Origin of the sequence: Marinobacter profundi, assembly GCF_002744715.1 — a bacterium.
GTDB classification, from domain to species: domain Bacteria; phylum Pseudomonadota; class Gammaproteobacteria; order Pseudomonadales; family Oleiphilaceae; genus Marinobacter; species Marinobacter profundi.
In genome coordinates, this window is record NZ_KZ319367.1 from 68,743 (window position 1) to 92,403 (window position 23,661).

Annotated in this window: 25 protein-coding genes and 1 tRNA gene; 13 read left to right on the top strand and 13 right to left on the bottom strand. The window is 59.0% G+C overall.

Annotated features, from left to right (window positions below):
* The first annotated feature begins 7 nt into the window (after positions 1 to 7).
* From thrS to CLH61_RS00315, 9 genes are all read left to right on the top strand, one after another.
* Positions 8 to 1,933, top strand: a complete 1,926-nt coding sequence (gene thrS / locus CLH61_RS00275) for a threonine--tRNA ligase (protein ID WP_099612717.1) — start codon at positions 8 to 10, stop codon at positions 1,931 to 1,933.
* Positions 1,930 to 2,475: a translation initiation factor IF-3 gene (infC, locus tag CLH61_RS00280; protein ID WP_099612718.1), complete on the top strand. Its 546-nt coding sequence runs from the start codon at positions 1,930 to 1,932 to the stop codon at positions 2,473 to 2,475. Before thrS ends, infC begins: the two co-directional genes overlap by 4 nt.
* Before the next feature lie 90 nt (positions 2,476 to 2,565).
* Positions 2,566 to 2,757 (top strand): 50S ribosomal protein L35, encoded by a 192-nt coding sequence (gene rpmI, locus CLH61_RS00285; RefSeq protein ID WP_099612719.1) that lies wholly within the window; start codon positions 2,566 to 2,568, stop codon positions 2,755 to 2,757.
* Positions 2,758 to 2,785: 28 nt separating this feature from the next.
* On the top strand, positions 2,786 to 3,139 hold the full coding sequence (gene rplT, locus CLH61_RS00290; protein WP_022989373.1) for a 50S ribosomal protein L20: 354 nt from the start codon (positions 2,786 to 2,788) through the stop codon (positions 3,137 to 3,139).
* Positions 3,140 to 3,307: 168 nt separating this feature from the next.
* Entirely contained in the window at positions 3,308 to 4,306 is a 999-nt protein-coding gene (pheS, locus tag CLH61_RS00295) for a phenylalanine--tRNA ligase subunit alpha (protein ID WP_099612720.1), read from the top strand.
* A 61-nt stretch (positions 4,307 to 4,367) separates the two neighbouring features.
* Complete coding sequence (pheT, locus tag CLH61_RS00300) at positions 4,368 to 6,740, top strand: phenylalanine--tRNA ligase subunit beta (RefSeq protein ID WP_099612721.1); 2,373 nt, start codon at positions 4,368 to 4,370, stop codon at positions 6,738 to 6,740.
* A 3-nt stretch (positions 6,741 to 6,743) separates the two neighbouring features.
* Positions 6,744 to 7,046, top strand: coding sequence for an integration host factor subunit alpha (gene ihfA, locus CLH61_RS00305; protein ID WP_099612722.1), 303 nt, complete (start codon positions 6,744 to 6,746; stop codon positions 7,044 to 7,046).
* Positions 7,027 to 7,392: a MerR family transcriptional regulator gene (locus CLH61_RS00310; RefSeq protein ID WP_099612723.1), complete on the top strand. Its 366-nt coding sequence runs from the start codon at positions 7,027 to 7,029 to the stop codon at positions 7,390 to 7,392. Before ihfA ends, CLH61_RS00310 begins: the two co-directional genes overlap by 20 nt.
* A 191-nt stretch (positions 7,393 to 7,583) precedes the next feature.
* Entirely contained in the window at positions 7,584 to 8,126 is a 543-nt protein-coding gene (locus tag CLH61_RS00315; RefSeq protein ID WP_099612724.1) for a rhodanese-like domain-containing protein, read from the top strand.
* Positions 8,127 to 8,180: 54 nt separating this feature from the next.
* Here the strand turns inward: CLH61_RS00315 and CLH61_RS00320 are convergent, their stop codons facing one another.
* Positions 8,181 to 8,636, bottom strand: coding sequence for a DsrE family protein (locus CLH61_RS00320; RefSeq protein ID WP_099612725.1), 456 nt, complete (start codon positions 8,634 to 8,636; stop codon positions 8,181 to 8,183).
* 16 nt (positions 8,637 to 8,652) lie between these two features.
* Entirely contained in the window at positions 8,653 to 8,850 is a 198-nt protein-coding gene (locus CLH61_RS00325; RefSeq protein WP_099612726.1) for a YgaP family membrane protein, read from the bottom strand.
* Positions 8,851 to 8,949: 99 nt separating this feature from the next.
* Here CLH61_RS00325 and CLH61_RS00330 point away from each other — a divergent pair, with 99 nt between their 5' ends.
* Both CLH61_RS00330 and CLH61_RS00335 read left to right on the top strand, forming a co-directional pair.
* Positions 8,950 to 9,603, top strand: a complete 654-nt coding sequence (locus tag CLH61_RS00330; RefSeq protein WP_228152484.1) for a Crp/Fnr family transcriptional regulator — start codon at positions 8,950 to 8,952, stop codon at positions 9,601 to 9,603.
* A gap of 73 nt (positions 9,604 to 9,676) precedes the next feature.
* A complete protein-coding gene (locus tag CLH61_RS00335) occupies positions 9,677 to 10,048 on the top strand; it encodes a VOC family protein (protein ID WP_099612728.1) in 372 nt (123 codons plus the stop codon).
* Positions 10,049 to 10,116: 68 nt separating this feature from the next.
* Here the strand turns inward: CLH61_RS00335 and CLH61_RS00340 are convergent, their stop codons facing one another.
* The 4 genes from CLH61_RS00340 to CLH61_RS00355 are packed head-to-tail and all read right to left on the bottom strand — an operon-like array spanning position 10,117 to position 14,093.
* The gene (locus CLH61_RS00340; RefSeq protein ID WP_099612729.1) at positions 10,117 to 10,833 is read right to left on the bottom strand and encodes a DUF2894 domain-containing protein; all 717 of its coding nucleotides are present in this window, start codon (positions 10,831 to 10,833) and stop codon (positions 10,117 to 10,119) included.
* Complete coding sequence (locus CLH61_RS00345; RefSeq protein WP_099612730.1) at positions 10,826 to 11,500, bottom strand: OmpA family protein; 675 nt, start codon at positions 11,498 to 11,500, stop codon at positions 10,826 to 10,828. The genes CLH61_RS00340 and CLH61_RS00345 overlap by 8 nt, the downstream gene beginning before the upstream one ends.
* Entirely contained in the window at positions 11,500 to 13,356 is a 1,857-nt protein-coding gene (locus CLH61_RS00350) for a DUF802 domain-containing protein (protein WP_099612731.1), read from the bottom strand. The genes CLH61_RS00345 and CLH61_RS00350 overlap by 1 nt, the downstream gene beginning before the upstream one ends.
* Positions 13,353 to 14,093: a DUF3348 family protein gene (locus CLH61_RS00355; protein ID WP_170003544.1), complete on the bottom strand. Its 741-nt coding sequence runs from the start codon at positions 14,091 to 14,093 to the stop codon at positions 13,353 to 13,355. The genes CLH61_RS00350 and CLH61_RS00355 overlap by 4 nt, the downstream gene beginning before the upstream one ends.
* Positions 14,094 to 14,240: 147 nt before the next feature.
* Here CLH61_RS00355 and CLH61_RS00360 point away from each other — a divergent pair, with 147 nt between their 5' ends.
* On the top strand, positions 14,241 to 14,915 hold the full coding sequence (locus tag CLH61_RS00360; RefSeq protein WP_099612733.1) for a spermidine synthase: 675 nt from the start codon (positions 14,241 to 14,243) through the stop codon (positions 14,913 to 14,915).
* 167 nt (positions 14,916 to 15,082) lie between these two features.
* On the opposite strand, the gene CLH61_RS00365 is transcribed toward CLH61_RS00360, so the two are convergent.
* The 3 genes from CLH61_RS00365 to CLH61_RS00375 form a co-directional block, all read right to left on the bottom strand.
* Positions 15,083 to 15,289: a cold-shock protein gene (locus CLH61_RS00365; RefSeq protein ID WP_099612734.1), complete on the bottom strand. Its 207-nt coding sequence runs from the start codon at positions 15,287 to 15,289 to the stop codon at positions 15,083 to 15,085.
* Between the two features lie 438 nt (positions 15,290 to 15,727).
* Positions 15,728 to 15,804: transfer RNA gene (locus CLH61_RS00370), tRNA-Pro, on the bottom strand.
* A gap of 155 nt (positions 15,805 to 15,959) precedes the next feature.
* A complete protein-coding gene (locus CLH61_RS00375; protein WP_099612735.1) occupies positions 15,960 to 17,603 on the bottom strand; it encodes an FMN-binding glutamate synthase family protein in 1,644 nt (547 codons plus the stop codon).
* A gap of 273 nt (positions 17,604 to 17,876) precedes the next feature.
* Between CLH61_RS00375 and CLH61_RS00380 the strand changes: the two genes are divergently transcribed.
* Positions 17,877 to 19,466, top strand: coding sequence for a BCCT family transporter (locus CLH61_RS00380; protein ID WP_099612736.1), 1,590 nt, complete (start codon positions 17,877 to 17,879; stop codon positions 19,464 to 19,466).
* A 74-nt stretch (positions 19,467 to 19,540) separates the two neighbouring features.
* On the opposite strand, the gene CLH61_RS00385 is transcribed toward CLH61_RS00380, so the two are convergent.
* The 4 genes from CLH61_RS00385 to CLH61_RS00400 form a co-directional block, all read right to left on the bottom strand.
* Positions 19,541 to 20,491, bottom strand: coding sequence for an alpha-L-glutamate ligase-like protein (locus CLH61_RS00385; RefSeq protein ID WP_099612737.1), 951 nt, complete (start codon positions 20,489 to 20,491; stop codon positions 19,541 to 19,543).
* On the bottom strand, positions 20,491 to 22,008 hold the full coding sequence (locus CLH61_RS00390; protein WP_099612738.1) for an inactive transglutaminase family protein: 1,518 nt from the start codon (positions 22,006 to 22,008) through the stop codon (positions 20,491 to 20,493). Before CLH61_RS00390 ends, CLH61_RS00385 begins: the two co-directional genes overlap by 1 nt.
* Positions 22,005 to 22,802, bottom strand: coding sequence for an ATP-dependent zinc protease family protein (locus CLH61_RS00395; RefSeq protein WP_228152485.1), 798 nt, complete (start codon positions 22,800 to 22,802; stop codon positions 22,005 to 22,007). The genes CLH61_RS00390 and CLH61_RS00395 overlap by 4 nt, the downstream gene beginning before the upstream one ends.
* A 195-nt stretch (positions 22,803 to 22,997) precedes the next feature.
* Positions 22,998 to 23,363 carry a hypothetical protein gene (locus tag CLH61_RS00400; protein ID WP_099612739.1) on the bottom strand — a complete coding sequence of 122 codons (366 nt, stop codon included), beginning with the start codon at positions 23,361 to 23,363 and terminating at the stop codon, positions 22,998 to 23,000.
* Between the last annotated feature and the right edge of the window lie 298 nt (positions 23,364 to 23,661).

Consider the following 23,661-nt stretch of genomic DNA (forward strand, 5'->3'; position numbering starts at 1 on the left):
GCTTCTCATGCCCGTAGTTACCCTGCCGGATGGCAGCCATCGCAGTTTTGCCGAGCCAGTAACCGTTCACGACGTGGCCGCCGATATCGGCGCCGGCCTTGCCAAGGCGGCACTTGCCGGCCGTGTTAACGGCAAGCTGGTGGATACCAGCCACACCATCTCTGATGACGTCGAGCTGGCCATCGTCACTGATCGCGACGAAGACGGCGTCGACATCATTCGCCACTCGACGGCTCACCTGCTGGCGATGGCGGTCAAAGAGCTGTTTCCGGCTGCCCAGGTTACCATTGGCCCGGTGGTGGATAACGGCTTCTACTACGATTTCCGCTTTGACCGGCCGTTCACCAATGAAGATCTTGGCCGGATCGAAAATCGCATGGAAGAGCTCGCCAAACAGGACATCGCGGTGCACCGGTCGGTGCTGTCCCGTGACGAGGCGGTGAAGCTGTTTGAAGAGATGGGTGAGGAGTACAAGGTTCGCATCATCCAGGATATCCCGGGTGAGGAAGACCTGTCCTTCTACCGTCAGGGTGATTTCATCGACCTCTGCCGTGGCCCTCATGTGCCCAGCACCGGCAAACTGAAGGCGTTCAAGCTTACCAAGGTAGCAGGCGCCTACTGGCGTGGCGACACCAGCAATGAGCAACTGCAGCGGGTTTACGGCACAGCGTGGGGCAACAAGAAAGACCTCAAGGCCTATCTGCACCGTCTGGAAGAAGCCGAGAAGCGGGATCACCGCAAGATCGGCAAGAAGCTTGACCTGTTCCACCTGCAGGAAGAAGCGCCGGGTATGGTGTTCTGGCACCCCGATGGCTGGACGGTTTACCAGCAGATCGAGCAGTACATGCGCGACAAGTTGCGCCGCCACGGTTATAAGGAAATCAAGACACCTCAGGTGGTATCACGGACACTGTGGGAGAAGTCCGGTCATTGGGACAAGTTCCACGACGGCATGTTCACCACCGAGTCCGAAAAGCACGACTTTGCCATCAAGCCGATGAACTGCCCCTGTCACATCCAGGTGTTCAATCAGGGCCTGAAGAGCTACAAGGATCTTCCGCTTCGCCTGGCGGAATTTGGGTCCTGTCATCGTAACGAGGCTTCCGGAGCCCTGCATGGCATCATGCGTGTCCGCGGATTTACCCAGGACGATGCGCACATTTTCTGCGAAGAAGAGGCGATTCAGGCTGAAGTTTCGCGATTTATCGATCTTCTGCACGAAGTCTATGCCGACTTCGGCTTCAAGGAAATCCTCTACAAACTGTCCACCCGTCCGGAAAAGCGGGTAGGTTCGGATGAAGTCTGGGACAAGGCAGAGGCCGCTCTGGAAGAGGCGCTTAACCGGGAAGGGGTTGACTGGGAGTTGCTGCCGGGTGAAGGTGCGTTCTACGGTCCGAAGATCGAGTTCTCCCTGAAAGACTGTATCGGTCGGGTATGGCAATGCGGCACCATTCAGGTGGACTTCTCGATGCCGGGTCGTCTTGGCGCCCAATACGTGGCCGATAACTCCGAGCGTAAAACGCCGGTTATGCTGCATCGCGCGGTATTGGGCTCCTTTGAGCGGTTTATCGGTATTCTGATCGAGGAATACGAAGGCGCGTTCCCGACCTGGCTGGCGCCGACCCAGGTGGCCATCCTCAATATCACCGATAACCAGCGTGATTATTGTGAGAATCTGGCGAAAAAGTTGGATTCTTTGGGCTTTAGGGTTAATGCTGACTTGAGAAACGAGAAGATCGGCTTTAAAATCCGCGAGCATACTCTTAACAAGGTTCCCTACCTTGCCGTTATCGGCGATAAAGAAGTCGAGGACAACGCCGTTGCGGTGAGAACCCGCAAAGGTGAAGATTTGGGGACACTATCGCTCGAGGCGTTCGAACAGCTTCTGCAGGAAGATGTTGATCGCATGGGCAGAATCAAGACGGAGAATTGACTATTAAACAGCGAACGAATCGGGGTGGGCGTACTCCAAAGGCGCCGATCAATGAGAATATTGATGCAACTGAAGTCCGCCTGATCGATGCCGAAGGTAATCAGGTTGGGGTAGTTCCGATCGAAGACGCCCTCAAGATGGCTGAGGAGGCGACCCTGGATCTGGTACAGGTTACAGATTCCGATCCGATCGTCTGTAAGATAATGGACTATGGCAAAAAGGTCTTCGACGAGAAAAAGGCGAAGGCTGCAGCCAAGAAGAAACAGAAACAGACGCAAGTCAAAGAGCTTAAGTTCCGACCAGGAACTGAAGAGGGGGATTACCAGGTAAAACTACGCAACCTGGTACGTTTCCTTGAAAACGGGGACCGCGGCAAAATCACTATTCGCTTCCGTGGACGTGAGATGGCACACCAGGAAATCGGTATGAAACTCATGGCTCGCATCGAGGCGGATATTGAAGAGCTGGCAACTGTGGAAATGCGGCCGAAAATGGAAGGCCGCCAAATGACCATGATTGTGGCGCCCCGCAAAAAGAAGTGATCCTGATCGGGTGATGATCCCCCGCGCATGCGGGGGATTTGTCGTTCAGGACACATTGTTACTTTTAAAATAGAATGCGGAGTTTTAAAAATGCCGAAGATGAAAACCAAGAGCGGCGCCGCCAAGCGGTTCAAGAAAACCGCTAACGGCTTCAAGCACAAGCAATCCTTCACCAGTCATATCTTGACCAAGAAGAGCCCCAAGCGTAAGCGTCAGCTCCGCGGTACCAAGCTGATTGCCAAGTCTGATGTTGCTTCCATCAAGCGTATGCTCGCGCAGTAAGCGCTAACCGGTTAAGAAGGATTAAAGTATGGCTCGTGTAAAACGTGGCGTGGTCGCACGTCGTCGTCACAAGAAGATTCTCAAGCAGGCCAAAGGTTACTACGGAGCGCGCAGTCGCGTTTTCCGCGTAGCCAAGCAGGCGGTTATCAAGGCCGGTCAGTACGCTTACCGCGACCGTCGTAACCGTAAGCGTGCCTTCCGCGCACTGTGGATTGCCCGTATCAACGCTGGCGCCCGTGCCAACGGCCTGTCTTACAGCCGTCTGATTGCTGGTCTGAAGAAGGCGAATGTTGAAATCGACCGTAAGGTTCTGGCCGATCTGGCCATGAACGAGCAGCAGGCATTTGCTGCTGTTGTTGAGAAAGCCAAAGCATCCCTGTGATCGCTTAAGCTCTTTCATCGACATCCGGTCGATAAGGGCACCCCGAGCGGGTGCCTGTTGATAGGGGAAGGGCGCGCTCTTCCCCTATTTTTGTTTTAGCCGTCGGGAAAGGCATGTTCTTCCCGCACTACAGTATTTAGCCCCAACGTCTGAATCGGAGCAGGGTCAATGGAAAACCTGGAGCAACTTGTTCAGGATGGTCTCGCCGCTGTCGCAAAGGCCGACGGCCTGCAGGCACTGGATCAGGTCCGTGTCGATTACCTCGGCAAAAAAGGTGTACTTACTCAGCAGCTGAAATCGCTGGGTCAGCTTTCCCCCGAGGAGCGCCCTGCTGCCGGTCAGAGAATCAACGATGCCAAGGCCCGGGTGCAGGACGCCATCAACGCCCGCCGGGATGGCCTCGAGCAAGCCGCCATTGACCAGAAGCTGGCCAGTGAATCCATTGACGTAACGCTGCCAGGCCGCGGCCAGGACCTGGGTGGCCTGCATCCGGTAACCCGCACCCTGCAGCGCATGGAGCAGTTCTTCTCCCGCGCCGGTTACACCGTCGAGCAGGGGCCGGAGATCGAAGACGATTACCACAACTTCGAAGCGCTCAATATTCCCGGGCATCATCCGGCGCGGGCCATGCACGATACCTTCTATTTCAATCCCGGCACGCTGCTCCGTACCCATACCTCGCCGGTACAGATCCGGACCATGGAAGCGAACAAGCCGCCGTTCCGCATGATCTGTCCGGGCCGGGTCTACCGTTGTGATTCGGACATGACCCACACCCCGATGTTCCATCAGGTGGAAGGCCTGCTGGTCGACAAGAATGTCAGCTTTGCGGATCTGAAAAGTACCGTGGAAGAGTTTCTCCGGGTGTTCTTTGAAAAAGACCTGAAGGTGCGGTTCCGGCCGTCTTACTTCCCGTTCACCGAGCCTTCTGCGGAAGTGGATATCGAGTGGGGCCGGGAAGCCGACGGCAGTATCAAGTGGCTGGAAGTGATGGGCTGCGGCATGGTCCACCCGAAAGTGTTCGAATACTGCGGCATCGACCCGGAAGAGTACCGTGGCTTTGCGTTTGGCATGGGCGTTGAGCGCCTGGCCATGCTCCGCTATGGCGTAAACGACCTGCGCATGTTCTTTGATAACGACCTGCGCTTCCTGCGTCAGTTCCGTTAATCCGGCGCTTCGTTGATTTCCGAATACTCAGGCTAAACCGCATCAGGACAAGGCAAACACCATGAAATTTAGTGAACAGTGGCTGCGCGAGTGGGTTAATCCTTCCATTGACACCCAGGAGCTGGTGGATCAGATCACCATGGCGGGACTGGAAGTAGACGGTTTCGAGCCGGTGGCAGGCCGGTTTTCCGGCGTTATCGTGGGCCAGGTCGCCAGTGTTATCCCGCATCCGGATGCGGACAAGCTCAGGGTCTGCCAGGTGGTGGGCGGCGATGAGCCGGTGCAGGTGGTTTGCGGCGCGCCCAATGTCCGGGAAGGCCTGAAGATTCCCTTTGCCGTGGTGGGGGCGGTTCTGCCCGGTGATTTCAAGATCAAGAAAGCCAAGCTTCGCGGCCAGCCGTCGCACGGGATGCTGTGTTCCGAGGCCGAACTGGGCCTGTCTGACAACCACGACGGCCTGATGGAGCTGCCGGACGACGCCCCGGTGGGGCAGGATGTGGCTGCGTACCTGGGGCTGAATGATGTCACTATCGATGTGGACCTGACCCCGAACCGCAGTGACTGTCTGTCCATCCGTGGCATTGCCCGGGAAGTCGGTGTGCTCAACAGCGCACTGGTAAGCCAGCCCGAGATCACCCCGGTAGCTGCGGTCCACTCCGAGGTGCCGGCTATTTCTGTCCAGGCGCCGCAAGGCTGCCCGCGTTATCTGGGGCGAATCCTGCGCAATGTGAACCTGCAGGCGACTACTCCGCTGTGGATGCAGGAAAAGCTGCGGCGTTCCGGCGTACGGTCCATTGATCCTGCGGTGGACGTGACCAACTACGTGATGCTGGAGCAGGGCCAGCCGATGCACGCGTTTGACCGTGATGAGATCAAGGGCGGCATTGTGGTACGCATGGCAGAACAGGGCGAGAAACTGGTTCTGCTGGACGGCCAGGAAGTGACCCTGACCAGCGATACGCTGGTAATTGCCGATCATGAAAAACCGGTGGCGATCGCGGGCGTGATGGGTGGCGAGCACTCCGGCGTCAGCGAAAAAACCCGCGACCTGATTATTGAAGCGGCCTATTTCGACCCGATTACCTTGGCTGGTAAGGCCCGGCACTACGGCCTGCACACCGACGCTTCCCATCGTTTCGAGCGGGGCGTGGATTACCAGCTGGCCCGCGACGCCATGGAGCGCGCCACTGCACTGCTAATGGCCATCGTGGGTGGTGAGCCGGGCGACATTGTGGAGGTGGCCAGCGAGCAACACCTGCCGGCACCCCGCAGCATTGACCTGCGTGAGCAGCGGGTGGCAGATGTGCTGGGGATGCATATCGATCGCACCACCGTGGAAGAGATCCTGACCCGTCTGGGGCTGCATGTCAGCAAGCTGCTGAAGGATGGCTGGCAGGTCACGGTGCCAAGTTTCCGCCCGGATATCACCATCGAAGTGGATCTGATCGAGGAAATTGGACGCATCTATGGCTATAACAACCTTCCGGTCACTGAGCCGGTCGGTTCCCTTGGCCTGCGTAACCAGCCGGAGGCCGAGCGGCCATTGTCGGCCATCCAGAACTATTTTGTGTCCCGTGGCTACCAGGAAGCGGTGACCTACAGTTTTGTGGATCCCAAGGTGCAGGGCCTGGTTGATCCGGAGCGGGAGGGAATCGCCCTGGCCAATCCGATCTCGGCTGACCTGTCCGTCATGCGGACCACCCTGTGGAGCGGATTGCTGAAAACGGTGGCCTATAACCTGAACCGGCAGCAGCCACGGATTCGCCTGTTCGAGACTGGCCTGCGATTTGTGCGCGAGAACGGTGAAATTGACCAGCAACCGATGCTGGCCGGTGTGGTGGCGGGTGCCCAGGTGCCCGAGAATTGGGCCAACGGTCGCCGCAACGCGGACTTTTTTGACGTCAAGGGCGAGCTGGAAAGCCTGTTCAGTCTGCTGGGCATCGAGGTGGCGTTTGTCGCCGGCCAGCACCCCGCTCTGCATCCGGGGCAGACGGCAGAACTGCGGCGTGATGGTCATCATGTCGGCTGGTTGGGCACGCTGCATCCGCAAGTTCAGAAAAAGCTTGAACTTAATGGCACGATCCTGATGTTTGAGCTATTCTTGAATTCGATCCGCTCTGGATATGTGCCTAATTTCAAAGAAATTTCAAAATTCCCTGAAGTTCGGCGGGATTTGGCTATCATTATCGGGGACGGAGTGACGTTTGCGGATGTCGAGCGTGTGGTTAAACAGCATGCCGGAGATCAGTTGACGTCCTTGCGTGCGTTTGATGTCTATGAGGGCCAAAACCTCGGCGAAGGCAATCGCAGCCTGGCGCTGAGTCTGTTCTGGCAGCATCCGGAGCGCACGTTGAATGAGGAAGAGGTGCATTCGCTCTTCAATGGTGTCATCGGGGCACTGCAGGAGGAGCTGGGAGCAACACTGAGGAGCTGACAGATGACGGCGTTGACGAAAGCGGAAATGGCCGAGCGGTTGTACGAAGAGCTGGGGTTGAACAAGCGCGAAGCCAAGGAAATGGTGGAAGCGTTTTTTGATGAGATCCGCAGTGCTCTGAGCCATAACGAACAGGTCAAACTGTCCGGTTTCGGTAACTTCGATCTGCGGGACAAGAAGCAGCGGCCGGGTCGTAACCCGAAGACCGGTGAAGAAATCCCCATCAGCGCGCGACGTGTAGTCACCTTCCGTCCCGGTCAGAAACTGAAACAGAAAGTAGAAGCTTATGCTGGAACCCAGTCATAACAACGAGCTGCCGGCGATCCCGGGGAAGCGTTACTTCACCATCGGAGAAGTCGCCGATCTGTGTGCCGTAAAGGCCCACGTGCTGCGGTACTGGGAGCAGGAGTTTCCCCAGTTGTCGCCGGTTAAACGTCGTGGAAACCGTCGTTATTACCAGCGGGCAGACGTGATCACCATCCGCCAGATCCGGAGCCTGTTGTACGATCAGGGCTACACCATTGGTGGGGCCAAGCAGAAGCTGAGCAGTCACGAGATCAAGGATGACACCTCCCAGTACAAGCAGCTGATCCGCCAGATGATCACCGAGCTTGAGGAAGTGCTGGAGGTATTGAACGCACCCGCCAGGTAACCATCCTGGCAAACAAGAACCGGAGCCGTTGCTCCGGTTTTTTTATGCTTAAGGCATATGAGGAATAAGGGTATATTAAATGGAAATATGGCCATTTTTTGCGGAAGGATTTGATCTTGCACAAAGCCCGTCGTAATCGTCGGTGCTATTTATGGAACCGACCGGGTTGGGCCTGAACGAGGAGAAATTAGATGAAACGCATGTTGTTACCGTTGTTACTGCTGTTGGTCACCCCATTGTCGTGGGCCGAGGACGCGCCCTCGATAACGCCCGCGGATACCTGGGAGCTGGTGCAGTCCCCGGGTGAAAAAGTACTGTTTCTGGATGTGCGCGATCCGGTGGAGATCATGTTTATCGGGTTTACCGATGCAGTGGATCTGAACATCCCGTTCCAGATGGTGAATCGCAGCCGCTTCAATGAGGAGAAGCGGGTTTTTGCCATGGAAATGAACGAGAACTTTGTTGCCGAGGTGGATGCGGCGCTGGAAGCCAAGGGCCTGGATCGAAATGCCCTGATCATTACCATGTGTCGTTCCGGAAGCGCTCGTGGTAAGCCCAGTGCAGATTACTTGCTGGAACGAGGCTTCAGCAATGTGAAGTATGTGGATCACGGTTTCCAGGGTGATTCGGCGAAGGAGGGTGGCCAGAAGGGGATGCGTGTGGTCAACGGCTGGCAGAACTCCGGCATGCCGTGGTCCTCCAAAATCAATCCGGAGAAGATTTACCGTCCGTAAGAAAAATGCCCGGGCAGGAAGGTTTTCTACTCGGGCATTTTTATCGTGGAGTTATCAGAAGCTGAACGTGCGGATCTTCGGGTTGAGCATCTGGCTGGCCATATCCGGGGGCGTTGCAACACCCACACCCTCGATCAGGTCGGCCTGGCTATGCTCGCTGTTGGGCAGGTACAGCGCGCATACGTTAACGGCCGCACCCTGCTTGATGAGGCCACGGAGCATCTGGCCCGGGGTTACGTCCTTGGGCTTCAGCGCCGGCGCTTCATAGCTTTTGAGCGCCAGGTCGCCGGCTTTGTCGCACAACAGCACGTTCACCTTTGCGCCCTGACTGGCCATGGTATTACTTAACACCATGGCCATGCCCTGAGTCTGGTTGGACTCGCTGGCGAGTATGACCAGAACTTCCCGGGACGGGTCTTTGCTCTTGTCCTTGTGGCTGTCAGCGAGGGCTGCGCCGGCGGAAAGGGCCAGTACCGAAATCAGTGCGGGGGTGAGAATTTTTCGAATCATCGCGGGACTCCCTGTTTCAGTGTTTGGGTTTGGTCTTGCAGGTTTTGATCCCGAAAATGGAGTATGCGGGGCAGTTACCAATCAGCGCGGTTGCCAGCGGAATGATCCCGATCCAGCCCCAGGGAGTTTGCGGGCCCACAAAAACCAGGGCGATTAGTACAACGCCAACGATGCCACGGATAACGCGGTCGGCAGATCCCATATTGATGGTCATGGTAGAACCTCCTATGTCATGACTTGATACCATTTCAATCTAGACCCGTTATGAGTAGGTGTCAGTGACAAAGTCACACAGGGTTATTCACCGGAGCGAATGATGGAATTTTCTGAATCAGCAGGTACCGGGCACGCAATTCTTGAATCGCTGCCCGCCGGTCTGAGAGCTCATGCTGCGGGACAGGCCCAGCGGCTATCCCTGGAGGCCGGTCAGATCGTGTTCCGTGCCGGAGATCACTGCCAGGGCCTGCCGTTGATTCTCAGCGGCTCGGTAAGGGTGGAAATGACCGGGTTGTCAGGGAGCCGGATCGTGCTTTACCGGATGGGGCCGAACGATATCTGCACCCTGTCCATTGGTTGCCTGATGACTGGCCATGGCTACCGGGCGGAAGCTTATGTGGAAGAGCCCTCGGAAGCCGTGCTGATCCCGCGTCCGACGTTCGAGCGACTGATGGATGAGTCGCGGGACTTTCGCCTCGCAATTATGTCCTCCTATGGCCGGCGGCTGGATGACCTGATGCTGCTGGTGGAGGAGGTGGCATTTCGCCGCATGGATCAGCGCCTTGATGAATGGCTTGTCCGCCATGGTGGTAAGGGTAGTGTCGCGATTACTCACCAGGAGTTGGCGGGCGAACTGGGTACTGCGCGGGAAGTTGTCAGTCGGCTGCTGAAGGAGCTGGAGCGTAAAGGTCAGGTAAGGCTTGCCCGCGGGCGGATCGACGTGGTCTCTGTTAAAAAACCATCGGATTGAGTGATCAAAGTGAATCAATCGGTGGTACCGTGCGTAAGCTAGAGTCGATCCATCAACTATAAGGAACAGGCGAATGATTGGTTACGTGACGATCGGTGTGAGTGACATGGCGCGGGCGAAGGCGTTCTACGCCAGTCTGCTGGCGGACCTGGGTGCGAAGGTACTGCTTGATATGGAGCGAATTGCCTTTGTGGGCAAGGATATGAAATCCCCCATGCTTGCCGTTTGCAAGCCCTTTGACGGCCAGCCCAACCATCCGGGTAATGGCAATATGGTGGCAATCCATCCCGGCTCGAAAGAGGCCGTGGACACCTTCTACCACCGTGCCATTGAGCTGGGGGCGACCTGTGATGGTGAGCCCGGGCAGCGCATTCCCAACCAGTTCTACGGCGCCTATGTGCGAGATCCGGACGGCAACAAGCTGGCGTTCTACCATTTCGGCTGAACCGGCCCAAGGCCCCGGGATGCAATTGGACAATCAGTTCAGGAGCTGCTGACCGCTGACCGGTGACGCTATTTGCCAGCCCGCTTGCCTTCGGTCTCTAGCCACAACAGGGTATCGGTGTAGCCAACGAACCAGTGCAGGTATTCCGGCGACAGCTGCTGCAGCCTCTGGATTGCCCGGGTAACCAGGCGATGGCCGTTGAGGGGGCCGGCATCCGCCGGGGTGTTGGCAATGGCTCCGGCGATCCGGTGAGCGACCTGTTGCCGTGCCTGGGCGGCCCGCATTGCGGCCAGCGCCCGCAATTCAGGGCGCGCGTCGGGCAGGTCTCCGGTCGCGGTGCGCGACGGCTGATTGAGGATTGATTCCAGGTCGGGAGGCCCGGCGCGGACTTCGCGGGCGGGCCGTGCTTCCCGCAACGCTTCCCGCAGTCCGGCAAGCGGCGAGGGCTGCCCGGAATCGCGCCGGGAAGCACGGATCACGCCCTGGAAGTCGCCAAGGTCAAACAGGAGCTGAAGCACTGCGCGGTGTGGGCTGTGGTCGTCCTGATGGCTGCGGGCGAGCACGGCCTGTGCCTGCTGGCGCGCGGCGGTCAATCGCTGGTGCAGCTCTGCCAGGTATTTGCCGGTCCGGAGGCAGGCGGTCTGCGAGGCCTCCCCGTTGTTATTTTCCAGCCGCCTGACCAGAGTCTCGACAAACCGGTAGCGCACCGGATCGAAGCGGCTCGCGCCGCTGGCTTCCAGTCGGGCCAGCCTTGCGCGGAGGTCAGCCAGGCCCTTATTACTCATCGTTGGCACCCTTCATATCAACCGAGGCATCAACCGCCGGCGATGGCGGATCCTGCCGCGGCACGGTGCTGATTTCCACCCGCCGGTTCCGGGCCCGCGAGTCCTCGTCCAGATTGGGAACCGCGGGATCGTTGGGGCCAAAGGCCGCGGCGAAGATCCGCTCCTCCGGAATGCCCTGTGCCACCAGAGTGCGGGTCACCGTCAGGGCCCGTTGGGCGGACAGTCCCCAGTTATCCTCGTAACGCTGGTTGCCCCGGTGGACCGGCAGGTCATCGGTGAAACCACTGACCATCAGCAGTTCATTATGTTGGGCCAGGTAGACCTGCAGGGGCTGCACCAGCGTTTGCAGCAACGCTTCTCCCTCATCCTGCAGTTGGTCTGAGTTGAGTCGGAACAACACATTGCCGCTGATCCCGATCCGGCCATCCCGGAAGGTGACTCGCCCACTTGCCAGCGGGTCGGCAAGGGCTTGCTCAAGTGCGATCCGCCGTTGTTCTTCCTGCAGCCGCCGCTGTTTTTCCTGTTCCAGGGATTGGCTCAGCTCCAGCTGGATACCGATGACCCACACCAGGATTAGTACCAGGATGCCGACCAGCGCCGCCATCAGGTCCGAGAAAATCGCCCATACCGGTGTGGCCTGGCCTTCCGGGTCATGCAGTTCATCCATCAGCCCACCTCTTCGGCTGACTGTTTCGCGGCCACCGCACCCAGGGCGTCAATGACGTCCTTCTGGGAGGTCATGCTGAGCTCAATAATTTCCCGGGCCTGCTCCACATAGTAAGCCAGCTGCTCGTTGTTCCGGCTGGCGGAGGTGTCGAGTGCGGCCTCCACCTTTTCGAGGCTGCCGATCAGTTGATTGTTGGAGTCGCTGAACAGGCTGGCCGCCAGTTGCAACGCTTCGCTGAGACTTGCCAGCTCGTCGGCGCTTCCCGATATGTGTGTCGCGATGCCGGAAAGCTGTGTCCCTTGCTGTTGGACCTGGCTTGCAAAGCTGTCGCTGGCTCCGGTCAGTGCCTCGGTGGCAGCCACGATCAGCTCTTCGATGGCTTCCTGCTGGGACTTGGTGGCCGCCCGCTGGTCCTGTAGCAGGGCGTTCAGTTCAGCCATGATGCGACGCCGCTCGTCCAGCAATTCGTTGTCCCGCTCACTGGAGCGGGTCAGCTCGGCGCGCATTTCACCGATGACTTCGGCGGCCGCTTTAGGCGCCTCTGCCGCAGCTTCAATCAGCCGGCTCATCGGGGCTTCCAGGCCATGGCTGAGAGTTTGCAGGTGGCGGGCAACCGTCGCTTCCAGTTCGGCCAGGCGCTGTGCCGCTGTCTCGCTGCGCCCGGCTTCCTGATCCCGCAACGCGGTGAGCTGCTCCCGGAGCGTGGTTTGCAGGTCTGCAATGCCGGTTAGCTGGCTGGCCTGGAGCTGCTCGGTGTGGTGCCGATAGGTGTCGTTACAGGCTTGCAGGCTGGCGGCAATTTCGCGGGCCAGCGCGGCACTGGCTTGCTGATGGGAATTCAATCCGCTCTGCCAGCTGTGGGCGGCCTGCTCGGTGGTCTGGCGGAACTGTTCTGCGAGGCCTCGTGCGTGCTGTTCGAGCATCTCTCCAAGCTGTTGCCGGCTCTGTTCCGCGCCGTCGTGGAGTTCATTCGTGGCCTGATCGACCACGGGGCGCAGAGCCTCCGCAGCCAGTCGGCTGCTGTCTGCCAGGCTGGTCTGCAGGGAACGGGCGACGGACTCGGCCAGGGTTTCATACTGTCGGCTGACCTGTTGGTGGAAGTCCTGCTGGTTGTGGCTGAGGCTGGCGGACAACTGGGCGCCCAGCTGTTCCAGGTGCGTGGTCATGGCCTGCAGGCTGCTGACAACTTCCGGAAGCGCCCGGGATTGCTCCCGGATGGCCAGGAAGGCCTGCTCCCGTTGATAGTCAAGAGACAGATGGTGGAGCTGCTGGCGTACCCGGATGTCCAGTTGACGGGATACCATCACCCTTTCGCGGCGGCTGACGGTCGCTGCCAATCCCAGCATGGCGGATGCGGCGACGCCGGCAATTGACGTACCAAAGGCCAGGCTCAGGCCGGCAATCGGGGCGGCCAGCGCGCTGCGGATGGTGGCCAGCTCCGTGCTGCCTTTCAGGGCCGAGGCGGCACCATTCAGCGTGACAATCATGCCCACAAAGGTACCCAGCAGCCCGAGCATGACCAGCAGGCCGAGTAGATAAGGAGTCAGCATCGGGCCGGGGAGGGCGACCGGTTCGCCCTCTATTCGCCGGCGTGCGGCCGGCTGAAGCGCAGGCGGCAACTGGCCCAGCCAGCTGGTCAGTGCCTCCCGGGAGTCTGGCAGGCTATCCAGCAGGTCAAAAAGCCGGCCGGTGGCACGGCGGAACCCCGTCAACTCCACAAATCCGATGGCATAGGCCGCGCCGATAATCAGGGTAACGGCGAGCGCCAGGGTATTGGTGCCCAGAAAACCGGAACCAATCCAGACCACAGCCGCGGCGCCAAGCACAAAGGCCAGGGCAAACATTATGCGTGTCATGGGGTTTTACCTATCTCCTGGTGAATAGCGGCCAACAGGCCAAGTGCCGGCTCCAGGCGAACATCCAGTTCGGCCAGCAACAACAGCTGAATTTCCTGCTGGAATAATCCCCGCCAGTCCGAGCCGGCGTCCTGCTCCTGTTGCAATGCCACGAAGCGTTTTTCCAGCAGGGCCGGCAGGGTAGCAAAACATTGACTGGTGTACTGCGCCATAGCGTGGTCAAACACCCCGTCAAACTCGGCAATCCGGGCCATTGTGTGGCTGTAGCCGGCTACCGCCGTTCTGAAGCGCGCACGCAGCTGACGACTTGCCGCAACAATCTGTCGTTGTCGGGCCAGATAGAATTGCAGGAACGGAGCAAAGTCGGGTGACGGGGCACTGGCGGCCTCCGTATTCAGGTCGGCCAGCGGTTTCCGCGGTTCGGCTTTGTCGAACTCCTCCAGTGCAAGGTCCAGCTTGTCCAGGACCTTGCGTCGGGCGTCCGCCAGTTCCTGAAGTAATTGGTGTTCCAGGTCTGCGACTGGCTCCGGTTGGCCTTGCGGGCGGAACCCCAGCGCCTTGTCCAGCGTCATGGTGTCGCCCAGCCCGAACAGTCGCCCCAGCCGTTCCGCAAAGCAGCCGTGAGACTCGCTGGCAGCTCGCTTCTCAAGCCGCAACAAGCGCTCCACCAAGCGGGCGCTATGGGGCAGGACCTGGGCGGAGGCCTGAAGCGTGGTATGCTCTGTGCTGCTGGTCATTACCGGGTAGCCGGGGCTCCAGAAAGTGGTGGATTCGAGGTGGCACATTCTAGACGGAATTTGCTGCTGACGCTAAGCCGCGGGCGAGGTGTAAGCCCTTGCGTGACACATTGGTAACAAACCCCGATTCACTTGCCCGAGGTCCCCATGGCCCGTTTTGAATTACTTGGCACAGCCACCATTCCCGGTAAGGGAACCCAGCTGCGCCTGCTCCAGCGCAATGACGAGTTTTCCATAAAGATCGCCGGCAGCACCGGTGAGCTGATGAACAGTCGCCTGCATGGCTCCGAGGATGCGCTGGCAACCCTGGCCTGTGAGCGCATCGCGGAGCATCCCGCACCCCGGGTGCTGATCGGAGGGCTGGGGATGGGGTTTACCCTGGCAGCTACATTGCAGTCATTGGGGGCCACTGCCGAGGTGACCGTTGCCGAACTGGTGCCGGAAGTGAAAGAGTGGAACCTGGGTGCCCTGGGTGGCGCAGCAGGCTACCCGCTGAAGGATCCGCGGGCGCGGGTGCACATTGGTGATGTGGTTCAGCTGATCAAAGACTCGCCGGCAAGCTACGACGCCATTCTGCTGGACATTGACAATGGGCCGGAAGGCCTGACACGCAAGGAAAATGACTGGCTGTACACAGCGGCGGGTATCGCGGCGGCTCAGGCGGCACTGCGGCCTGATGGCATTCTGGCGTATTGGTCAGCGGGGCAGGACCCCACCTTTACGGAACGCTTGAAGCGGGCGGGTTTGTCAGTGGAGCCGGTGACGGTTCGAGCCCATCGCCCGGGCAAGGGCGCGCGGCACGTCATCTGGCTGGCCTGGTAGCGCTTCGCACAAGGCTGCATCCCGGGAGTTCCTGCTCATCGCGGCCTCCGGGGGCTACTGACTGTGGTGCCACTGGCAAATTCCAGGCATGAAAAAAGGCAGCCGAAGCTGCCTTTTTCTTTCGAGTTGCCTGTTATTAACAGGGCAACTTCCTACAGAGCTGCTTTTTACAGCGCTACAACGTTCTCAGCCTGAGGACCTTTCTGGCCCTGAGTCACTGTGAACTCGACTTGCTGGCCTTCGGCCAGAGTCTTGAAGCCGCCGCCTTGGATGGCGCTGTAGTGAACAAATACGTCCGGGCCGCTTTCACGAGTGATGAAGCCGAAGCCTTTGGATTCGTTGAAAAACTTAACAGTGCCGGTAACAGTAGACATAATAGTACTTTCCTGAATTCAATCTTTAATAGTGCCGTCAGACGACCGTTGTGATGCCTGATCAGCGGTATGCGGGAAACAAAAAACTTGCGTGATCAAAAACAGGACGTACAACTTGTAAAAGCACAGATGCGTCTTATTGATGAAATGCTTTGCTAAATCTTTCCAACGAGGCCCACTGTACTCCAGGCCGATCGAAATGCAAAGCTATTTTTTATAGGCACTTACCCGGGGGGGTGCACAAAGCAGGGCAATGCGAGTGTCTTTGGTAGTGGTGACGGACATCCGCTGGCCTCCTTTCCAAAAAACTTAAGCTTTGGAGGGAGGGGCTGGCAGACAAGCTGGAAGCCAGTTGATCTGCAATCAGCCCGGGAACTGGTTTAGCCCATAACGAAAAAAGGCAGATACCCTGAGAGTATCTGCCTTCATTCGGGAATATGGTCGGGACGGCAGGATTTGAACCTGCGACCACCTGCACCCCATACAGGTGCGCTACCAGACTGCGCTACGCCCCGAGTTCGCTTCAGAGGTCTTGTACGACAGCCCTGCTGTCGTGGACTTCTGGCCAGAAAGGTTTATCTCACTGGCTTAGCGGGAGCGAAGTCTACACTAGCCCCCAGCAAAAATAAACAGGGAAAGCGGCAATTTACCTCCCTTTTTGTTTGAGGGATCAGAGCAGCTTGGTTTCCCGTAACTGGCGGACAAATTCCGGCGGATCGAAGCTGTCGCTGGTGGCCAGGCTCCAGTATTTGTCGAACACCCGGTGGCCGGTGTTGCCCTTCAGCAACGCGCCGGGCTGCAGGTAATGGTACAGCTCGGCGTAGGATGAGATTTCGGTGCTGGAGACCCGGCGCAGGATGTGTTCCGGGCCCAGTTGGCTGGGGTGGTTCAGGCCGGCGGCGGCCAGCAGATTGGCCAGGGCATCCAGGGTGTTTTTGTGGAAGTTGTATACCCGCCGGCTCTTGTCTTCCACGTCCAGCTTGCTGCTGCGGGTCGGGTCCTGGGTGGCGATGCCGGAAGGGCAGTGGCCGGTGTGGCAGCTGAGGGACTGGATGCAGCCGAGGGCGAACATGTAGCCCCGGGCGGCGTTGCACCAGTCGGCGCCGAGCGCCAGGGTCCTGGCGATGTTGAAGGCGGAAGTGATCTTGCCGGCCGCGCCGATGGCAATGTCTTCTCGCAGGTTGCAGCCCACCAGGGTGTTGTGGACCAACTGGAGGGCTTCGTTCATGGGCATGCCGAGGCGGTTGATGAATTCCAGTGGCGCCGCGCCGGTGCCGCCTTCACCGCCATCCACCACGATAAAATCCGGTTTCAGGCCGGTATCCAGCATGGCTCTAACAATGGCCAGCCACTCCCAGGGGTGGCCAATGGCCAGTTTGAAACCGGTGGGCTTGCCACCGGACAGGGTCCGCAGCCGGTCGATAAATTCAAGCAGTTCCCGCGGCGTACTGAACTCGGTGTGGCTGGCGGGCGAAACCACGTCGCGGCCAACCGGGACGCCGCGAGCCTCGGCGATTTCAGAAGTCACCTTGGCGCCGGGAAGGATGCCGCCGTGACCCGGTTTGGCGCCCTGGGATAGTTTGACCTCAATCATTTTTACCTGGTCGAGGGTGGCGTTGGCGACAAACCTCTCTTCATTGAAGCTGCCATCCGGATTACGACAGCCGAAATATCCTGAGCCGATCTCCCATACCAGGTCCCCGCCCGGCTGGCGGTGGTAGCGGGAAATCGAGCCCTCGCCGGTATCGTGATAGAAACCGCCAAGACGGGCGCCGGTATTGAGAGAGAGGATAGCGTTGGCGGACAGCGAACCGAAGCTCATTGCGGAAATGTTGAACACGCTGGCACTGTAGGGTTGCTTGCAGTTGCGGCCGATCAGGATGCGGAAATTGCTGTCTTCAATCTCCGCCGGCTTCAGGGAGTGGTTCATCCATTCAAAGCTGTTGTTGTACATCTCCAGCTGGGAGCCGAACGGGCGCTTGTCCAGCACGCCCTTGGCGCGCTGGTACACGATGGCTCTCTGCTCCCGGCTGAACGGACGTTCCTCGGTGTCGGACTGGATAAAGTACTGGCGGATTTCGGGACCGAAGGATTCGAGGAAGTAGCGGATGTGGGCGACCACCGGATAGTTACGGCTGACCGTATGCTTGCGCTGCAGGATGTCGTGGGTACCAAGGGCGGTCAGTGCACCGGCGATGATCACCAGGACCCCGAATCCCGGCATCGCAAACGCCAGGGGAAGCGAGACCACCAGGGCCGCAATACACAGGATGTACGTCAGGTAGCGGCTGGGTGGCAGGGCAGATTTCGACATCGGAACCTCGGTAACTGGACTGGAAATCAGATCATACGTGCTGGGCCGCGATCCCGTAAGGTGGGCTGGCCGTTAATCATTACAGTTCTAATGGCACCTTTGGCTGTCGCATGAAGCTTTGGGAAATGTTTGTGATGGGGTCTACACTTTTAGCGTCAATGTTCTGATTGATGAGCTGCTTTGATATTTTGAGCTCAAAACAATAAAATGGCGGGTTTGTAATGTTCGAGTGACCAAACCTGAAGCGATGTATCAAAACAGGAGGCTCCCTTCGTGGGCAACGTTGTAAAAGACGAATATCAGACGGATTACGTCGCAGGCCAGGACAATATTTCGCCGTTTGGCCTGGACCTGCACGCGCCGGTATTCCCGATAACGGCAGTACTGGTTGTACTCTTTGTGGTCGGCACCCTGATCTTTCCTGCCGAGTCGAAAGAGCTGCTCGATGGCGCCAAGTGGGGCGCGATCGCAACCTTTGACTGGTTCTTCCTGATCAGCGCCAACATATTTGTGGTGGTTTGCGCCGCACTGATCTTCATGCCGGTTGGCCGGATCCGCATTGGCGGTATGGATGCCAAGCCGGAATTCTCCAGGCTGTCGTGGTTCGCCATGCTGTTCGCGGCGGGGATGGGCATTGGCCTGATGTTCTGGGCGGTGGCAGAGCCGGTGGCTTACTACACGGGCTGGTATGAGACCCCGCTGGGTGTCGAGGCCAACACAACGGAGGCTGCGCGCCTGGCCATGGGTGCGACCATGTATCACTGGGGCCTGCATCCCTGGGCCATCTATGCGGTGGTTGCGTTGTCGCTGGCCTTCTTTGCCTATAACAAGGGCATGCCGCTGACCATCCGTTCCGCCTTCTTTCCGCTGCTGCGGGACAGGGTCTGGGGCTGGCCCGGCCACATTATCGATGTGCTGGCGGTGGTAGCCACGATCTTCGGCCTGGCCACCTCGCTGGGCTTTGGTGCCCAGCAGGCCGCCTCCGGCCTGGATTACCTGTTCGGTATTTCCGCCGGCATCAACGTACAGATGGCGATCATCACCGGCGTTACATTTGTGGCGTTGATCTCCGTGCTGCGAGGGCTCGAGGGTGGTGTAAAGGTGCTCAGTAACTTCAATATGGGCCTTGCCGCCCTGGTGTTGCTGTTCATTATTTTTGCCGGTCCGACCATGAGCATCCTGGAAACCATCTGGGTCACGTCGTCGAGCTATGTGGCGAATATTGTTCCGCTGAGTAACCCGTTTGGCCGGGAAGACGAAGCCTGGTTCCACGGCTGGACCGTGTTCTACTGGGCGTGGTGGATTTCATGGTCACCGTTCGTCGGCATGTTCATCGCACGGGTTTCCAAGGGCCGTACCGTTCGCGAATTCGTCACTGCGGTACTGGTGATTCCAACCCTGATTACAATTGTCTGGATGAGTGCGTTTGGCGGTTCCGCGCTGGAGCAGATCCAGCAGGGGATTGGCGCGCTTGCCGAAAATGGCCTGACGGAGGTGTCCCTGGCCACCTTCCAGATGTTCGCCAACCTGCCGTGGGTGGCTGTATCCTCCTTTGCGGGAATCGTGCTGGTGCTGGTGTTCTTTGTCACCTCGTCGGACTCCGGCTCCCTGGTGATTGACAGCATCACCGCCGGTGGCAAAACCGACGCACCGACTGCCCAGCGGGTGTTCTGGGTGGTGATGGAGGGTGCCATTGCCGCGGCGCTGATCTTTGGGGGTGGTGATGATGCCCTGGGCGCCATTCAGGCGGTGGCCATTACCGCTGGCCTGCCCTTTACCGCGATCCTGCTGGTCATGACCTGGGGGCTGCTCAAGGGGCTCACCCACGAACGCAAGCTGCTGATGGCGGAAGGCAAGCTCTGACGCTGGCCTGTTAGCGAAAAACCCCGGAGGCGACTCCGGGGTTTTTTATTGGGCGTGAGAAGCTGCCGGGCGGTCTACTCGAAGGCGCCGAATTTTGACATGGCCCAGGCCACCCGGGCTTCCGGGGTGAAGTGGGGCCGCTTGAGCTTTTCCACTTCCCGCAGCCGCGGCAGCAGGCCCCGGCCATTGGCCATCTGGATCGCCAGCCCCGGGCGGGCATTGAGCTCCAGCAGCAACGGGCCCTCGGTGACATCCACCACCAGGTCGACGCCCATATAACCCAGCCCGGTCGCCTCATAGCAGCGTGACGCCATCACCAGCATCTGTTCCCAGTCAGCAATTTCCAGGTTCTCCAGCGCCAGGCCGGTATCCGGATGCAGGGTGATGGGGCGATTGAACTGCACGGCATTGAGGCTGCGGCCGGAACCGATGTCCAGGCCGACGCCCACGGCGCCCTGGTGCAGGTTGGCCTTGCCATCCGACGCAGTAGTGGCAAGACGCAGCATCGCCATCACCGGGTAGCCCTGGAAGATCACGATGCGGATATCCGGCACCCCCTGGAAGGAGTATCTTGCCAGCTCCGGAATTGACTGAACGAGGTTTTCGACGATGGCCACGTCCGGGGTGCCGGCCAGCGAGTAAAGGCCGGCCAGGATGTTGGACAGGTGGCGTTCGAGGGTGTCGATGCTGACTTTGGCGCCGGAGGCCTTCACATACTGGTCTTCATCGCGGCGGGTGATGACGGTGATGCCTTTACCGCCGGAGCCCTTGGCAGGCTTGATGGCAAAACCTTCCCAGGCCTCGGCCTGTTCGCGGAAGTGGGAAATCTCGTGCTGTTGACGAACCACCTGCAGCAGTTTGGGCGTTTTTACCCCGTATTCCGCCACCACCAGCTTGGTTTTCAGTTTGTTGTCCACCAGCGGGTAGCTCTTCCGCTCGTTGTAGCGGGCGATGTAATCGACGTTGCGCCGGTTCATGCTCAGCATGCCGATCTTTCGCAACTGGAGCGGGGAGATCCAGTCCATCAGTCATACGCCTTCATGGGATAGAAGCGGCGCAGCTCGGTGAGCTTGTAACCGGTGTACTGACCCATCAGCAGGATGAGGCCGAGGATTACCAGGTGCAGTTCCGGGAAGTTGAACGTCAGGTGGCCCGCCAGTGGTGCACTCATGGCCAGGTAGGCGCAGACCGCCACAAACAGGCTGCCGGTGCCCTGTACCAGCACTTCCCGCGCACCTTCTTCCTCCCACAGGATGGACATCCGCTCGATGGTCCAGGCCAGGATGATCATCGGGAAGAAGGTTACCGTCATGCCGGTATTGAAGCCCATCTGGTAGCCCACAATGCTGATGGCGGTGGTGATGAAGATGACCAGGATGATCAGCGCCGAAATCCGCGATACCAGCAGCAGGTTGAGGCTGGACAGGTAGCCCCGCATCAGCAGGCCGATGGCGACCACCGCCACAAAGGCCACCAGGCCGGGAATCAGCGAGGTCTGCACGAAGGCCACGGCGATCAGCACCGGCATGAAGGTGCCGGAGGTGCGGATACCAATCACGATCCGCATGAAAGCGACGATCAGGGCGCCCAGCGGGAGCAGCAGCAACATGCGGAACATGCTCTGTTCTTCGATGGGCAGCTGGTAGAGGCTGAGGAAGCCAAGGCCGTTCTCGCTGGCTTCGGTGCGGGCCAGCTGCAGGGCAGGGACCGTCTGGCGCATCATCGAGAAACTCACCTGGGATTCATCGCCACCCACCACGTCGAGCAGTGACACGGCGGACTGCCGCCACAGCAGCACGTTTTCCGGCAGGCCCTGTTCTCCGGTCTGGGGATTGAAGGTCAGCCAGCGTTCACCGTTGAAGATCTGCAGGAAGGGGCGCAGTTGCTGGCGGCGGCGGGCGTCTTCCAGTTGCAGGCCATCGGCGGTGCGGGCTGGAATGTTGGCGTGATTCAGCATCCGCACCAGCAGGTCGGCGTAATTGGCGCCACTTACCAGCAGGGTAGTGTTCTGGGCGCTGTTTTCCGGCTGCATGAGCTTGATCAGTTCACGGGTCATGCTCTCCGGGGTGCTGGAGCGTTCCGCTGCCTGCTGGAGAATTTCCCGTACCGCGGTCGCCTGGGGTTCTTCCCAGAACACGGCGTCCGGTTTTGGTTTGCGGCGCGGTGGCCGGATAGTGTTGGTGTCGTCCGGCACCAGCTGGACGTTGAAGTACAGGGTCTGCTGGCCGTCGGCGACCCGCTTGGACCACTCGGCGCGGCGATTGCCGGCGTCTTCCACCACCGAGAAACCGTAACCCGGCGACGCCGCCTGTTCGGATAACAGGCGGAATCCGGGGGGATCATCGGGAATGCTCAGACTGGCAAGCACCGGTTCGTCCCGTGCCTCGAAATCAACCCGAGCCTCCAGCATCCAGACCGGGCGCTGTTCACCGCTCAGCCAGGGGATGCCCAGCTCAAGATGTCGCAGGGTCGCCAGGGTAATGCCGGCGGTAATCAGCAGGAAGATGGCAAAGAAAAAGGGCAGGCGGGAGCGTGTAGTCAATTGCTGTCATCCTTGTTGTCCATCAGGCTGGCCGGCAGTTCCGTTGCATACTCCTTGCCGACATCAATCAACATTACATCCCGCAGCACGTTTCTGCCAATCAGCACCGAGTGGGTCAGGTGGCTGCGATCGGTAAGGGTGAACTCAGCCTGTTGCTGATGATCGCCGATGGAAAACTGCAATTCGACCACGACACGGCGCTCCGGTTCATCCACGTTGGACTGGATGATGCGTACGCGACGGGAGATTTCCCGCTCCAGCGTGGTGAGCTCGCCGTCTGTGCCGGGGGTGGGGATGTCGAAGCGCACCCAGTTCTGGCCATCCCGTTCGAAACGGGTGATGTTGCGGGCGTCCAGCGATGAGGTTTCGGCACCGCTGTCGATGCGGGCGTCATAGACATAGCCCGGGCCAACCAGGAACAGCTTCTCTACCTCACCAACCACAACCTTGCCCTTGAGGCGATCAGCACGGCCTTTGCTCTCGGCGCTCTGCACTGTGCAGACCGGCTGTTTCGGAATGGGGGGGCAGCTGGGCTTTTCCACCTGTTCGGCAATGGCCCTGAGCACCTGTTCTGTCGCCATGTCCGATTTGTGCAGCAGTTCCTGGTGGCGTTGCTCGGACGCGCTTTCCATGGTGGTCAGCGTGTTGCTTTGCTCGGTCACCTTGCTGTGGATGTCCACGAGATTGTTCTTGGGCACCATCAAGTAACTGTCGCTGGCACAGCCGGCCAGCATCACTGTGCCCGCGGTGATCGCAATGGCAAACCTTGCCGGGGAAAGCAGTCTGGAAAACATCGGCAACCTCAGAACTGGAAACTCAAATAGCAACAGTATTGCGCCCGCTGGCCACATTACAAGCTGGATCCGCACAAGCACTGACGAAGGTCAGTGCGCTGCGGCGAGAAATGCGGGCGAGTATACACAATCCAGACGAGGAAGTGGTTTACGGAAGGTTAAGAAACCTGGAAATAAAGGCGATAGATCATGCCGTTAGCCGGCACGCCGGGTTTCCCGGTTGTGCGCCAGGAAATGATCGTCGCTCAGCAGTCGTGCAGAACGCAGGTACTCCTGGATGACGGGGGAACAGTTCAGGTAGAACAGTAGCAACTCGCGCTGGACATCCTGATCCTGCACCCGGGAGGCAAAGTGCATCAGTTCGCGAATGGAATCGTCAACCTTGCCGTTAAACGACCGGCCATAACGGTTGCGCAGCAACACGGTGAGCCGCTCCAGGTGAAATTCACCAGTGTGGGTCATGTGGGGCAGGATCCGGAATTTCTTGTTCTGGACTCCGCCACAGGCAGATGCGCCCGGATGGAATCCCATTGTCTTGCGCCAGAGTTCTTTCAGCATCATGAAATCCTGTCCTTTTGATGTTCCGGTTGCGAATCACAGCCGCCCAGGCTGCCGAATGCTGACCCAATTACCGGTACATTCACTGTTTTCTAGCTTAGATTACGGTCTCAGTCCAGACGCAGATGCAGCCTTTAGCGATGTTTTACAAAAAGGGTGACCCGCGTCTCCCGTTGCCTGTTGTTTACAACACGTCCCCGGCAGAAAAAGGTTCCACGAATCAGTTAGACTGTTAGCAGCTTGTTTAGTTTCGCCAGTGCGGCGGTTTTTTAACCAGATCCAGAGGTCCCCGGTGCCGGAG

Excerpts from the sequence above, each read along its gene's own strand:
- CLH61_RS00345 (WP_099612730.1), bottom strand. The coding sequence starts at position 11,500 with ATGGATGAACTGCATGACCCGGAAGGCCAGGCCACACCGGTATGGGCG.
- CLH61_RS00400 (WP_099612739.1), bottom strand. The coding sequence starts at position 23,363 with ATGATGCTGAAAGAACTCTGGCGCAAGACAATGGGATTCCATCCGGGC.
- CLH61_RS00385 (WP_099612737.1), bottom strand. The coding sequence starts at position 20,491 with ATGGACTGGATCTCCCCGCTCCAGTTGCGAAAGATCGGCATGCTGAGC.
- CLH61_RS00395 (WP_228152485.1), bottom strand. The coding sequence starts at position 22,802 with ATGTTTTCCAGACTGCTTTCCCCGGCAAGGTTTGCCATTGCGATCACC.
- thrS (WP_099612717.1), top strand. The coding sequence starts at position 8 with ATGCCCGTAGTTACCCTGCCGGATGGCAGCCATCGCAGTTTTGCCGAG.
- CLH61_RS00330 (WP_228152484.1), top strand. The coding sequence starts at position 8,950 with ATGATGGAATTTTCTGAATCAGCAGGTACCGGGCACGCAATTCTTGAA.
- CLH61_RS00375 (WP_099612735.1), bottom strand. The coding sequence starts at position 17,603 with ATGTCGAAATCTGCCCTGCCACCCAGCCGCTACCTGACGTACATCCTG.
- CLH61_RS00335 (WP_099612728.1), top strand. The coding sequence starts at position 9,677 with ATGATTGGTTACGTGACGATCGGTGTGAGTGACATGGCGCGGGCGAAG.
- CLH61_RS00365 (WP_099612734.1), bottom strand. The coding sequence starts at position 15,289 with ATGTCTACTGTTACCGGCACTGTTAAGTTTTTCAACGAATCCAAAGGC.
- ihfA (WP_099612722.1), top strand. The coding sequence starts at position 6,744 with ATGACGGCGTTGACGAAAGCGGAAATGGCCGAGCGGTTGTACGAAGAG.
- CLH61_RS00325 (WP_099612726.1), bottom strand. The coding sequence starts at position 8,850 with ATGACCATCAATATGGGATCTGCCGACCGCGTTATCCGTGGCATCGTT.
- CLH61_RS00310 (WP_099612723.1), top strand. The coding sequence starts at position 7,027 with ATGCTGGAACCCAGTCATAACAACGAGCTGCCGGCGATCCCGGGGAAG.
- rpmI (WP_099612719.1), top strand. The coding sequence starts at position 2,566 with ATGCCGAAGATGAAAACCAAGAGCGGCGCCGCCAAGCGGTTCAAGAAA.
- CLH61_RS00355 (WP_170003544.1), bottom strand. The coding sequence starts at position 14,093 with ATGACCAGCAGCACAGAGCATACCACGCTTCAGGCCTCCGCCCAGGTC.
- CLH61_RS00315 (WP_099612724.1), top strand. The coding sequence starts at position 7,584 with ATGAAACGCATGTTGTTACCGTTGTTACTGCTGTTGGTCACCCCATTG.
- rplT (WP_022989373.1), top strand. The coding sequence starts at position 2,786 with ATGGCTCGTGTAAAACGTGGCGTGGTCGCACGTCGTCGTCACAAGAAG.
- CLH61_RS00340 (WP_099612729.1), bottom strand. The coding sequence starts at position 10,833 with ATGAGTAATAAGGGCCTGGCTGACCTCCGCGCAAGGCTGGCCCGACTG.
- pheS (WP_099612720.1), top strand. The coding sequence starts at position 3,308 with ATGGAAAACCTGGAGCAACTTGTTCAGGATGGTCTCGCCGCTGTCGCA.
- CLH61_RS00320 (WP_099612725.1), bottom strand. The coding sequence starts at position 8,636 with ATGATTCGAAAAATTCTCACCCCCGCACTGATTTCGGTACTGGCCCTT.
- CLH61_RS00350 (WP_099612731.1), bottom strand. The coding sequence starts at position 13,356 with ATGACACGCATAATGTTTGCCCTGGCCTTTGTGCTTGGCGCCGCGGCT.
- CLH61_RS00360 (WP_099612733.1), top strand. The coding sequence starts at position 14,241 with ATGGCCCGTTTTGAATTACTTGGCACAGCCACCATTCCCGGTAAGGGA.
- pheT (WP_099612721.1), top strand. The coding sequence starts at position 4,368 with ATGAAATTTAGTGAACAGTGGCTGCGCGAGTGGGTTAATCCTTCCATT.